General features: G+C 67.6%; 12 protein-coding genes. All 12 read right to left on the bottom strand.

Annotated features, from left to right (window positions below; all coding sequences use genetic code 11):
• Nucleotides 1-19: 19 nt before the first annotated feature.
• Nucleotides 20-577, bottom strand: coding sequence for a potassium-transporting ATPase subunit KdpC (gene kdpC, locus POF53_RS06950; RefSeq protein WP_498966964.1), 558 nt, complete (start codon nucleotides 575-577; stop codon nucleotides 20-22).
• 10 nt (nucleotides 578-587) lie between these two features.
• Nucleotides 588-2,636, bottom strand: a complete 2,049-nt coding sequence (gene kdpB, locus POF53_RS06945; protein ID WP_498967037.1) for a potassium-transporting ATPase subunit KdpB — start codon at nucleotides 2,634-2,636, stop codon at nucleotides 588-590.
• Nucleotides 2,637-2,652: 16 nt separating this feature from the next.
• Nucleotides 2,653-4,347 (bottom strand): potassium-transporting ATPase subunit KdpA, encoded by a 1,695-nt coding sequence (gene kdpA, locus POF53_RS06940; RefSeq protein ID WP_498966962.1) that lies wholly within the window; start codon nucleotides 4,345-4,347, stop codon nucleotides 2,653-2,655.
• 9 nt (nucleotides 4,348-4,356) lie between these two features.
• Nucleotides 4,357-4,446: a K(+)-transporting ATPase subunit F gene (gene kdpF / locus POF53_RS06935; protein ID WP_011534724.1), complete on the bottom strand. Its 90-nt coding sequence runs from the start codon at nucleotides 4,444-4,446 to the stop codon at nucleotides 4,357-4,359.
• Nucleotides 4,447-4,684: 238 nt separating this feature from the next.
• The gene (locus tag POF53_RS06930) at nucleotides 4,685-5,737 is read right to left on the bottom strand and encodes an AI-2E family transporter (RefSeq protein ID WP_254464442.1); all 1,053 of its coding nucleotides are present in this window, start codon (nucleotides 5,735-5,737) and stop codon (nucleotides 4,685-4,687) included.
• 12 nt (nucleotides 5,738-5,749) lie between these two features.
• The gene (locus tag POF53_RS06925; RefSeq protein WP_203651834.1) at nucleotides 5,750-6,544 is read right to left on the bottom strand and encodes a DUF4892 domain-containing protein; all 795 of its coding nucleotides are present in this window, start codon (nucleotides 6,542-6,544) and stop codon (nucleotides 5,750-5,752) included.
• A 102-nt stretch (nucleotides 6,545-6,646) separates the two neighbouring features.
• Complete coding sequence (locus POF53_RS06920) at nucleotides 6,647-7,501, bottom strand: alpha/beta hydrolase (protein WP_498966959.1); 855 nt, start codon at nucleotides 7,499-7,501, stop codon at nucleotides 6,647-6,649.
• On the bottom strand, nucleotides 7,498-8,286 hold the full coding sequence (locus POF53_RS06915; protein ID WP_498966957.1) for an alpha/beta fold hydrolase: 789 nt from the start codon (nucleotides 8,284-8,286) through the stop codon (nucleotides 7,498-7,500). The genes POF53_RS06920 and POF53_RS06915 overlap by 4 nt, the downstream gene beginning before the upstream one ends.
• A gap of 99 nt (nucleotides 8,287-8,385) precedes the next feature.
• Nucleotides 8,386-8,733, bottom strand: coding sequence for a hypothetical protein (locus POF53_RS06910; RefSeq protein ID WP_498966955.1), 348 nt, complete (start codon nucleotides 8,731-8,733; stop codon nucleotides 8,386-8,388).
• A 320-nt stretch (nucleotides 8,734-9,053) separates the two neighbouring features.
• Nucleotides 9,054-9,512 carry a phosphohistidine phosphatase SixA gene (gene sixA / locus POF53_RS06905; protein WP_498966953.1) on the bottom strand — a complete coding sequence of 153 codons (459 nt, stop codon included), beginning with the start codon at nucleotides 9,510-9,512 and terminating at the stop codon, nucleotides 9,054-9,056.
• Nucleotides 9,509-9,856 carry a DUF4389 domain-containing protein gene (locus POF53_RS06900; protein ID WP_498966951.1) on the bottom strand — a complete coding sequence of 116 codons (348 nt, stop codon included), beginning with the start codon at nucleotides 9,854-9,856 and terminating at the stop codon, nucleotides 9,509-9,511. The genes sixA and POF53_RS06900 overlap by 4 nt, the downstream gene beginning before the upstream one ends.
• Nucleotides 9,857-9,867: 11 nt before the next feature.
• Nucleotides 9,868-10,893: an NAD(P)H-dependent glycerol-3-phosphate dehydrogenase gene (locus POF53_RS06895; RefSeq protein WP_186733895.1), complete on the bottom strand. Its 1,026-nt coding sequence runs from the start codon at nucleotides 10,891-10,893 to the stop codon at nucleotides 9,868-9,870.
• Nucleotides 10,894-10,947: the final 54 nt, after the last annotated feature.

Below are 10,947 nucleotides of genomic sequence, written 5' to 3'. Positions count from 1 at the left end.
CCGCACAGCGGCCCCGACTTCAATGGCTCGGTGCCAGACGCTCAAGCGCCTGGTTCAGCGCCAGCACATTCACCACCGGTGGCCCGACCAGTGGTCGCAGGGTGGCCTCATTCACCAGCGCTTGCAAGCGCTCCTCCGAGACCTGCCGCGCCGCCGCCACGCGCGGCAGCTGGTAAGCAATCGCCTCGGGCGGCAGGTGCGGGTCCAGCCCACTGCCCGAGGTGGTCAGCAGCGCCTGGGGTACCGGTCCCTGCTGTGCCTGATATTGCGCGGCGGCATCGGTCCTGACCCGCTCGGCCAATGCCGGATTGCTCGGCGCCAGGTTGCTCGCGCCGCTGGCCACGGTGGCATAGGCCCCCGCCGAAGGCCGCGACTTGAACCAGGCGTCGCCCTTGAACTCCTGGGCAATCAGCGCCGAGCCACGCACCTCACCGCGCTCGTCGTGCACCAGGCTGCCATTGGCCTGGTCAGGGAAGGCGACCTGGGCAATACCGGTCACCGCCAGGGGATACAGCGCGCCGGTGACCACGGTCATCAGCAGGACCAGGCTCAGGGCCGGGCGTACATAAGCGGTCATGTCAGTCTCCTCAGACCAGGTGCAGCGCAGTGAGCAGCATGTCGATCAGCTTGATCCCGGCGAACGGCACGACGATGCCCCCCAGCCCGTAGATCAGCAGGTTGCGGCGCAGCAGGTGGGCGGCGCTGGCGGCCTGCACCCGCACCCCGCGCAGGGCCAGGGGGATCAGCACGATGATGATCAGCGCGTTGAACACGATGGCCGAGAGGATCGCGCTCTGCGGGCTGGCCAGGTGCATCAGGTTGAGCACGCCCAGCTGCGGGTAGATGGCGGCGAACAGCGCCGGCAGGATGGCGAAGTACTTGGCCACGTCGTTGGCGATGGAGAAGGTGGTCAGCGCACCGCGGGTAACCAGCAGCTCCTTGCCCACCTGCACCACGTCCAGCAGCTTGGTCGGGTCGCTGTCCAGGTCGACCATGTTGGCGGCCTCGCGGGCGGCCTGGGTGCCGTCGTTCATGGCCATGCCCACATCGGCCTGAGCCAGCGCCGGGGCGTCGTTGGCGCCATCACCGCACATGGCGACCAGACGGCCGTCGTTCTGCTCCTGGCGGATGCGCGCCAGCTTCTTCTCGGGGGTGGCTTCGGCCAGCACGTCGTCCACGCCGGCCTCGGCGGCGATGGCGGCGGCGGTCAGCGGGTTGTCGCCGGTAACCATCACGGTGCGGATACCGAGCTTGCGCAGTTCGGCGAAGCGTTCACGGATGCCGGGCTTGACCACGTCCTTGAGATGGATCACGCCGAGCAGGTGCGTGTCGACGCACACCAGCAGCGGAGTGCCGCCGCTCTGGGCGATGCGCTCCACTTCACGGGCCAGGGCGGCGGGCAGCTCCAGGCGTTGCAGGCCACAGAAGGCCAGCACCGCGTCGACGGCGCCCTTGCGGTAGCGGCGCTGCTGGAAATCGATGCCCGACAGACGGGTCTCGGCGCTGAAGGCGATGGCTGCGTACTGCTCGGTCAAAGGCTCGGCGAAATCGTGCAACTGGCGCAAGTACTCGACGATCGACTTGCCCTCGGCGGTGTCGTCGGCCAGCGAGGCGAGCAAGGCGCCCTCCCCCAGCTCCTTGGCGGTCACCCCGGAGGCGGCGTGCAGGGCGCTGCAGCGGCGGTTGCCGAAGGTGATGGTGCCAGTCTTGTCGAGCATCAGGGTGTGCACGTCGCCGGCTGCTTCCACCGCACGGCCGGAGCGGGCGATCACGTTCAGGCGCACCAGGCGGTCCATGCCGGCGATGCCGATGGCCGACAGCAGGCCGCCGATGGTGGTGGGGATCAAGGTCACCAGCAGCGCGGCGAGGAAGATCAGCGGCAGCTCGCCACCGGCGAAGCGGGCGAACGGCTGCAGGGTGACCACCACGATCAGGAAGATCAGGGTCAGGCCGATCAGCAGGATGTCCAGGGCAATCTCGTTGGGGGTTTTCTGGCGCTTGGCGCCTTCGACCAGGGCGATCATGCGGTCCAGGGTCGACTCGCCCGGGTTGCTGGTGATGCGGATCAGCAGCCAGTCGGAGACCAGGCGGGTGTTGCCGGTGACCGCCGAGCGGTCGCCGCCGGACTCGCGGATCACCGGGGCGGACTCGCCGGTGATCGCCGACTCGTTGACCGCGGCGATGCCTTCGAGCACCTCGCCGTCGCCGGGGATCATCTCGCCGGCCACCACGCGCACCACATCGTCCTTGCGCAGCTGGGTGGCGGCGACGCTCTCGAAGCTGCCGTCGCTCTTGCGGCGCTTGGCGGTCAGGCCCTGGCTGCCGGCCTTGAGGCTGTCGGCGCGGGCCTTGCCGCGGCCCTCGGCCAGGGCTTCGGCGAAGTTGGCGAACAACACGGTGAACCACAGCCAGACGGCGATCTGCACCGCCACGCCGGTGCTCACGCCGCTGCCGGGCACCAGGCACAGCACGGTGGTGAGCACGGCGGTGAGGGCCACCACCAGCATCACCGGGGCGCGCTTGAGCTGGCGCGGGTCGAGCTTGACGAAAGCCTGGACCAGCGCCGGGCGCCACAACGCGCTGAAGCGGGTCTGGTCCTTGGCGCCTTGACGCGCCTTCACTTCGGGAATGGGCATGTTCATTGTGTATTCCTCAGAAACCCAGGCTCAGGTGTTCGGCAATCGGCCCCAGGGCCAGGGTCGGCAGGAAGGTCAGGCCACCGACCAGCAGGATGGTCACCAGCAGCAGCGTGGTGAACAGCGGGCCGTGGGTGGGGAAGCTGTTGAGGCCTTGCGGCGCGCTCTTCTTCGCCGCCAGGCTGCCGGCCAGGGCCAGCACCGGCAGGATGTAGCCGAAACGGCCGATCAGCATGGCCAGGCCGATCATCACGTTGTGGTACACCGTGTTGGCGCCGAAACCGGCGAAGGCCGAGCCGTTGTTGGCGGTGCCGGAGGTGTAGGCGTAGAGCAGCTGGCTGAAACCGTGGGCGCCGGGGTTGGTCACCGCGCCGGCCGGCCCAGGCAGGCTGGCGGCGATGGCGCCGAGGATCAGCACGCCCACCGGCATCACCAGCAGGCTCGCCACCAGCAGTTGCACTTCACGGGCCTGGAGTTTCTTGCCCAGGTACTCCGGGGTGCGGCCGATCATCAGGCCGGCCAGGAATACCGCGATCAACACGAACAGCAGCATGCCGTAGAGGCCGGCGCCGACGCCGCCGAAGATCACTTCGCCAAGCATCATGTTGACCATCGCCACCATGCCGGTAATCGGGTTGAGGCTGTCGTGCATGGCGTTGACCGAGCCGTTGGAGGCGGAGGTGGTGGTCACCGTCCACAACACGGAGCCGGTGGTACCGAAGCGGCTCTCCTTGCCTTCCAGCGGCGCGCTCTGCTGTACCTGGGCGCTTTCCAGGGCCGGGTTGGGCTGATGTTCCGACCACAGCGCGGTGCTGCCGCCGATCAGGAACAGCGCCAGCATGCAGGCGATGATCGCGCGGCTCTGGCGCAGGTCCTTGACGTAATGGCCGAAGGTGAACACCAGGGCCACCGGAATCAGGATGATCGAGGCCACCTCGAACAGGTTGCTCCAGGCCGTGGGGTTCTCGAACGGGTGCGCCGAGTTGACACCGAAGAAGCCGCCACCGTTGGTGCCCAGCTGCTTGATGGCGATCTGGCTGGCGGCCGGGCCCAGCGGTATGGTCTGGTTGGTGCCTTGCATAGTCACGGCATGGACGTAGTCGGCGAAGGTCTGCGGCACGCCCTGCCAGACCAGCAGCAGCGCCAGCACCAGGCACAGCGGCAGCAGGCCGTAGAGGGTGGCGCGGGTCAGGTCGACCCAGAAGTTGCCCAGGGTGCTGGCCGAGCGACGGGCGATACCCCGGCACAGGGCGACCAGCACGGCAAGGCCGGTGGCGGCGCTGACGAAGTTCTGCACGGTCAGGCCGATCATCTGGCTCAGGTAGCTGACCGAGGCTTCACCGCTGTAGGCCTGCCAGTTGGTGTTGGTCATGAAACTGACCGCGGTGTTGAACGCCAGCGACCATTCCTGGCCCGGCAGGTGCTGCGGGTTGAGCGGCAGGCTGCCCTGCAGTTGCAGGACACCGAACACCATCAAAAAACCGACCAGGTTGAAAGCCAGCAGGGCCAGGGTGTACTGCTTCCAGCTCTGCTCCTGGTCGGCGCGCACGCCGGCAACGCGGTAGCAGCCCCGCTCCACCGGGCCGAGGAGCGGCGACAGCCAGGTGCGCTGGCCTTCCATCACCTTGTAGTAGAAGCGACCGAGCCAGGGCGCCGGCAGCAGCACGATGGCGAAGAACGCCAGCAGCAGCAGGTAATCGTAACTGTGCATGGTCGCCCCTTAGCCGCGGTCGGCGCGCAGCAGCGCCACCAGCAGGTAAACCGCCAACGCCACCGCCAATAGCAGTGACAGCCCGTCGAGCATGTACATGAGTGAATCTCCCCTTGGTGCGGCGTGAGGGCCGCTTTGGGGAAATTGTCCGAGGGAGGGGCGTAAAGGGGCGAGATCGGGGGTGGGGCCGGGGCATAAAGAATGCGTAAAGATCAGATACACCGGATCGCTTCACGGGCCCATTCGCGGGTAAACCCGCTCCCACAGGTGCTGCGCCAAGCTCAAGGGCTGCGCTGTACCTGTGGGAGCGGGTTTACCCGCGAAGAGGCCCGAAAGGTCAACGTTGCGGCGTGTGCTGCGCCGAATTGCGGCTCCAGTCCAGCAGCAGGCTGTACCCCACCGCCAACAGGGTCGGCCCGATAAACAGGCCAATGAAACCGAACGCGATCAGGCCGCCGAACACCCCCAGCAGCACGATCACCAGCGGCAGGTTGCCGCCCCGGCTGATCAGGTAGGGTTTGAGCACGTTGTCCACGCCACTGATGATGAACGTGCCCCACACCCCCAGGAATACCGCCATGCCGTAGTCACCCTTCCATACCAGCCAGGCGGTGGCGGGGATCCAGGCCAGCGGCGGACCCATGGGGATCAGGCTGAGCATGAAGGTCACCAGGCCGAGCACGATGGCCCCCGGCACGCCGGCGATCAGGAAGCCGATCAGCGCCAGCAGGGCCTGGGCCGCGGCGGTACCGATCACGCCGTTGACCACCCGTTGCACGGTGCCGGCCACCAGGTCGACGTAGTACTCGGCGCGCTCGCCCACCAGCCGTTGCAGCAGACGATGGACGAAAGCTGCCAAGCGTGGCCCGTCGCGGTAGAAGAAGAACACGAACACCAGGCTCAGGGTCAGCTCCAGCACCCCGCCGCCAATCTGCGCACTGCGTGCCAGCAGCCAGTTGCCGACCTGGCCCAGGTACGGCTTGGCCGAGGCCAGCAAGGCCGCGCCCTGCTGGTCGAACGACTCCCACCAGCTCACCAGGCGCTCACCGACGAATGGAATGCCCGCCACCCAGGCGGGCGCGTCCGGCAGGCCATCGACCTGCACGTCGCGAATGAACGCGGTGGCATCGCGCACATGGTCGGCCAGGTTGAAACCCAGCCACACCAGCGGCAGCGCCACCAGCAGGATCCACACCGTGGTCAGCAGGCTCGCGGCGAGGGTTTCGCGCCCACCCAGCACACGGGTCAGCAGGCGCATCAGCGGCCAGCTGGCAAAGGCCAGGATGGCGCCCCACAGCAGCGCCGAGATGAACGGTGCCATCACCCACAGCGCGGCCCCCAGCAGGGTCAGCAGCAGGATCTGGATCAACAGGCGGTCATTGTTGGCCATGGTGGCGCTCACTCAACGGATCAGTTCCAGGTGCAGGCCCTCGGTCGGGGCGTCACCGACCTCCAGCCGCGCGCTGCGCACGCCGGCCTTGACCAGCTGCTCGCGCCAGGCCTCGGCGCCCTTGCCGCTGAGGCTGACGCGCAGGGTGCTGTCGAGGTTCAGGCTGCGGGCCAGCAACGTTGCCCAGGTAGCCTGGGGCTCGGCCAGATCAGGGTAGTCGAGCTTGCCGGTATCGCGCAGTTCGCGCAGCACCGTGGCGGCAGTGGGCAGCAGCTCGCCCAGCGGGCTGCCGGCGACGAACTCCTCGACATGCAGATAAGCACGGCGGTTGCCGCGAGTCACGCTGTACAGCGCCACCAGGGTGTCGGCTTCCTCGGCTGAGCGACGCAGCAGGATGAACGCTTGCTGCTCGTCACCGCCATTGAGCCGGGCATTGGCGAACACGTCGTTGGCCCACAGGCTGGCCTCGCCGCAATCGCGGCCCTGGCACCAGAACAGTGGATAGCCGCCCTCCTGCTGCAGGGCCTCGCGGGCGCTGGTGAAAGCTTCGCGGGCGCTGCGCTCGACCGGCAGCTCATAGGTCACCGAGCTGACCTGGCCACGGCTCTCGACCTTGTCGTCGACCCGCAGGCGGCCGCTGATCTTGCGCAGCGGTCCCATGGGGTAGACCCGCTCCTGCTCCACCGCCGGGCGCTGGTCGACCACCTTGGCGTCAGGCGGTACCGGCAGGCTGCCGGCCCACAACAGGGGGCTGGCGATGGCGAAGCAGGCGGCAATGGCGCCGCGAACGAAAACAGGTGCGCTCATCGACCGCCCTCACAGGTGGCGGGGCAAGGCGCGTGGATGTCTGGCATGTACATGGTTGTCTCCCTTTCAACCCGCCAAGCCTCGACACTTGTCCGGTGCAAGTCAAGGAATGCCAAAGAAGCGATTGAAACAGTCTGCGACAAGGGCCGCGCCCTCGGCGTCGTTCAGGTGCAAGTGGTGGCCGCCCGGCAGGGTCACCCGCTCGAAGGGTAGCTGCTCCAGCAATTCCGTGTGGCGCGCCAGCATGCCGTCGGCGGCCACCACCAGGCAGGCCGGGCAGGCGATGCGTTTGACGAAGGCCATGGCCTGGTCCTGGTTCAGGCGGGTTGGCGAGGGCAAGGTGAGGCGGCTGTCGCTGCGCCAGCTGTAGCCGCCGGGCACTGGCATCAGGCCGCGCTGGGCCAGCAGTTCGGCAGCTTCGCGGCTGACCGCGACCATGCCCTTCATGCGCGCCTCGACGCCCGCCTCCAGAGTCGCGTACACCGACTTGCGCTTGCCATCCAGGCGCAGTTGCGCCTGCAGCGCCAGCCCCAAGCGCTCGGCGGCGTCCTGCTCGCTGAGGGTCGGTGGAATCACCCCGTCGATCAACGCCAGGTGGCTGACCCGCTCGGGCAAGGCCCCAGCCAGCTGCACCGAGATGATTGCGCCCAGCGAATGACCGAGCAGACCGAAGCGCTTCCAGCCCAGTTGTTCGGCAACCCGCAGCACGTCATGGGCGTAGTCCGCCAGGGCATAGCCGGCGCCGACCGGACGATGCTCGGAATAGCCATGCCCGGCCAGGTCCAGGGCGACGATACGCAGCCCCTTCAGTTGCGGCGCCAGGCGAGCGAAGCTGTTGGCGTTGTCCAGCCAGCCATGCAGGGCGATCACCGGCAGGCCGTCGGCCGGGCCGAACAGGTGCGCGGCCAGCTCGATATGGCCCAGCGTCAGGCGGATCTCCTCGACCTGGGCGCTCATGCCTGGCTCCAGCGGTCGAACAGGCCCTTGATCAGGCCAGCGGTGTCGGTGGGCCGCTCCAGCGGAAACATGTGCCCGCCCGGCAGGTTGTGGTACTCGCCCTTGGCCATGGCGCGCACGGCCAGGGCGTGGTGTTTGCGGATCACCCGGCTCTGGGCGCCGCGTACCATCGCCAGCGGCACCTGCAACTGGCGTGGCCGGGCCGGGCTGACATGGGGAATGCTGCGGTAGATGCTGATCTCGGTGGCCGGGTCGAAGCGCAGGCGCAGGCCCTCCTCGCCCTGCTCCAGGCCATGTTCCAGGTAGGCTTCCAGGCAGTCCGGGTCGAAGTGGCGGAACAGGGTCTTGCCGGCGAAGTAGCGGCGGGCGCTGTCGCGGTCGGGAAATGCCTCGCGCCGGCCCAGGGTGCGCCCGGCCGGGGTGATGCGGTCGATGAAGCCCAGGCGCTTGGCGGCCTGGATCAGCCATTCATCGGCACGGGTCAGCACTGGCGAGTCGAGCATCACCACCCCGCGGTAGAACTCCGGACGACGCAGCGCCGCATGCAGGTGCAGCACGCCGCCCAGAGAGTGGCCGACACCCCAGACCGGCGCCTCTTGCTGCTCGAGGTGATGCAGCAGTTCGTCCACCAGGTTCTGCCAGTTGTCGTTGACCGGAAAACGCGGGTCGTGGGCGTGCTGCGCCAGGTGATGCACCTCGTAGTCCGGCCCCAGGGCGGCGAACAGCTTGCCGTAGGTGGCCGAGGGGAAGCCGTTGGCGTGGGCGAAGAAGATCTGCTGCGACATGGCCGCCTGCTCTGCACGAGGGATGGATAGCCCATTGTCGGCAAGCCGGACCCTGGCGGCAACGTTCGGAAAGGTCATCGCCGGTGGCGATCAGGTCATTCAGCAGCGCTCGAGGCTGGCCAGCGAACGGTGCAGGCAGGCCTGCATGTAGCCCAGTTGCCACTCCAGGGCCTGACGGCCCAGGCTGCAGTCGCCCTCATTGTCAGCCAGCCGGCGCAGGGCCAGGCAGCTGGTCTGCAGCAGGTGCGCCATGCGGATGCTGGCCTGGCGCAGTTGCTCGAACTCATGCTGGCCTTCGAACCGGCGTATCAGCTCATCAAGCTTGGCATCGGCGATGTCCTGCATCAGGCGATACTCGGCGAAATCCAGCCGACCATCGTCCGTCAGCTTGTCGAGCAGCCACTGCGGGTCGACCGAGCGCACCAGCGCCATGCGATAACGGCTCACTCATCACTCCCTGTGCCTGTCGGCCCCATGAATCATTCACCGCGCCACGCTACTTGGCCCACCCTCCAGCTGGCAACTGACAGAAATGCCAGTTGCCAGGGCTCAGCCCAGCCCTTTCAAGGTCTTGATACTTGGCGTCCGGCTTGGACTTGCCGGGGCTGCTTTGCAGCCCTTTCGCGGCACAAGGCCGCTCCTACAGGCGACCGCGTGCTCCTGTAGGAGCGGCCTTGTGCCGCGAAAGGGTCGCAAAGCGACCCCGGCAATCCTGAGTTGGAGCGGTCATATCCAAAAAATCGCAAAACCTTGAAAGGGCTGAGGGCTCAGCCGGAATGACGCAGGCTACACAGGGTCATCAGGCCGGCCAGCGGCCAATCCCCTTCCAGCTCCGCCAGGCTAGCCGTACTCAGCGGCGCCGGTTGCTGGCAGTGGCCGTGCTCGAGCAGGCCGACCAGGGTTCCCACCAGCGGCTGGTGGCTGACCAGCAGCACATGCTCGAGCCCCAGGCGCTCGACCTCGCCGATCACCTGCTGAACATCACTGTCCGGCGTCAGCCAGGGCACGGTGCGCACCGGTTCGGCAAAACCCAGCGCGCCGTGCACCAGGGCGGCGGTCTGCTGGGCGCGCACGTAGGGGCTGGCGATGATCGCCTGCAACGGCTGGCCGAGCAGATGCGCGGCGCTGCGCAGCACCTGTTCGCGGCCATGGGCAGTCAGGCGCCGTTCGGCGTCGCTGTTGGCACGGGGTTCCGCCTCGCCGTGGCGCAGCACCCAGAGCTTCACAGCTTGGGCTCCTCGTCACGCACCGGGTGTGCTGCAGGGGCGACGGCGTGCGGCGCCTCGCCTTCCGGAGCGCGCGGGGCTGGCCAGTCGGCGAACGGCCAGGGCTTCTGGTCGGAGTGGAAGGTGCCGAAGCGGCCGATCTGTGCCAGGTACTGGCTGAGGCTGTCGCCGAAGTTCATCAGGCTGGCGCTGGGCGCGCCGTAGATCAGCCGGTAGATCAGTTGCACCAGCACCAGGCCGCCAAGCAGCAGCTCGGCCAGTTGCCAGGCCACCAGGAATACCAGCATCCACAGCACCCGCAGGATGATCGACTCGCGCTGGGCGCGCTCGGGAGTATCGTTCATGGGTCGCTCCTTCAGTTGAAACCGCTGGTGGAAATGAAATCGACATCGGTCTTGGGTTCGGCACGCATCAGGTGCTCGATCACCTGGTTGAGCGTGCGCCCTTCAAACAGGATCGCGTGCAGGCCCGCCACCAGCGGCATGTACACGCCCACTTCCTGGGCCTTGGCCTTGAGCACCTTGAGCGTGTTGACGCCCTCGGCCACTTCGCCCAGGCGGCTGACCGCCTGCTCCAGGCTCAGGCCCTGGCCAAGGGCGTGGCCGACCTGGTAGTTGCGGCTCTTGGGCGAGGAGCAGGTGACGATCAGGTCGCCGACCCCGGCCAGCCCCAGGAAGGTCATGGGGTTGGCGCCCTGGCTCACGGCAAAGCGGGTCATCTCGGCCAGGGCGCGGGTGATCAGCATGCTCTTGGTGTTCTCACCCATCCCCAGGGCCACGGCCATGCCGGCGATGATGGCGTACACGTTCTTCAGCGCGCCGCCCAGTTCGACGCCGAAACGGTCGGCACTGGCGTAGACGCGGAAGGTACGGCCATGCAGCACGGCCTGCACCTGCTGGCACAGCGCCTCGTCCTCGCTGGCGACCACGGTGGCGGTCAGCGCATGCTCGGCGATCTCGCGGGCAAGGTTAGGGCCCGACAGCACGCCGATGCGCGCCTGGGGGGCGATCTCTTCGAGGATCTGGCTCATCAGCTTGAAGGTGTGCGCCTCGATGCCCTTGGTCAGGCTGACCAGGCCCTTGCCACGCAGCAGTTCGGCATGGGGCGCGAGCACGCTGCGCAAGGCGCTGGAGGGCAAGGCAACGAAGATCAACGCGCTGCCCTGCAAGGTGGCGAGCAGGTCGTTGACCGGCTCGACGCCGTCGTGCAGGCGAATGCCCTTGAGGTAGCGCGGATTCTCGCGATCGACGCGCATCGCCTCGGCCTGCGCCGGGTCGCGCATCCACTGCCGCACCGGATGGCCGTTTTCGGCCAAGAGGTTCGCCACGGCGGTGCCGAAGCTGCCGCCTCCAAGAACCGCAACAGGTTGCTGTTCAGTCATATCCAATCCGTTAACCAATAAAAGTAAGTGGCGACCGAGGCATTATACGGTGCC

This window comes from Mitsuaria sp. RG, assembly GCF_028369275.1.
In the GTDB taxonomy this organism is placed as follows: domain Bacteria; phylum Pseudomonadota; class Gammaproteobacteria; order Pseudomonadales; family Pseudomonadaceae; genus Aquipseudomonas; species Aquipseudomonas peradeniyensis.
This window is presented reverse-complemented; position numbering and strand designations above follow the sequence as displayed.

Coding starts and splice junctions, on each gene's coding strand:
- kdpC (WP_498966964.1), bottom strand. CDS start 577: ATGACCGCTTATGTACGCCCGGCCCTGAGCCTGGTCCTGCTGATGACC.
- kdpB (WP_498967037.1), bottom strand. CDS start 2,636: ATGCCCATTCCCGAAGTGAAGGCGCGTCAAGGCGCCAAGGACCAGACC.
- kdpA (WP_498966962.1), bottom strand. CDS start 4,347: ATGCACAGTTACGATTACCTGCTGCTGCTGGCGTTCTTCGCCATCGTG.
- kdpF (WP_011534724.1), bottom strand. CDS start 4,446: ATGTACATGCTCGACGGGCTGTCACTGCTATTGGCGGTGGCGTTGGCG.
- POF53_RS06930 (WP_254464442.1), bottom strand. CDS start 5,737: ATGGCCAACAATGACCGCCTGTTGATCCAGATCCTGCTGCTGACCCTG.
- POF53_RS06925 (WP_203651834.1), bottom strand. CDS start 6,544: ATGAGCGCACCTGTTTTCGTTCGCGGCGCCATTGCCGCCTGCTTCGCC.
- POF53_RS06920 (WP_498966959.1), bottom strand. CDS start 7,501: ATGAGCGCCCAGGTCGAGGAGATCCGCCTGACGCTGGGCCATATCGAG.
- POF53_RS06915 (WP_498966957.1), bottom strand. CDS start 8,286: ATGTCGCAGCAGATCTTCTTCGCCCACGCCAACGGCTTCCCCTCGGCC.
- POF53_RS06900 (WP_498966951.1), bottom strand. CDS start 9,856: ATGAACGATACTCCCGAGCGCGCCCAGCGCGAGTCGATCATCCTGCGG.
- POF53_RS06895 (WP_186733895.1), bottom strand. CDS start 10,893: ATGACTGAACAGCAACCTGTTGCGGTTCTTGGAGGCGGCAGCTTCGGC.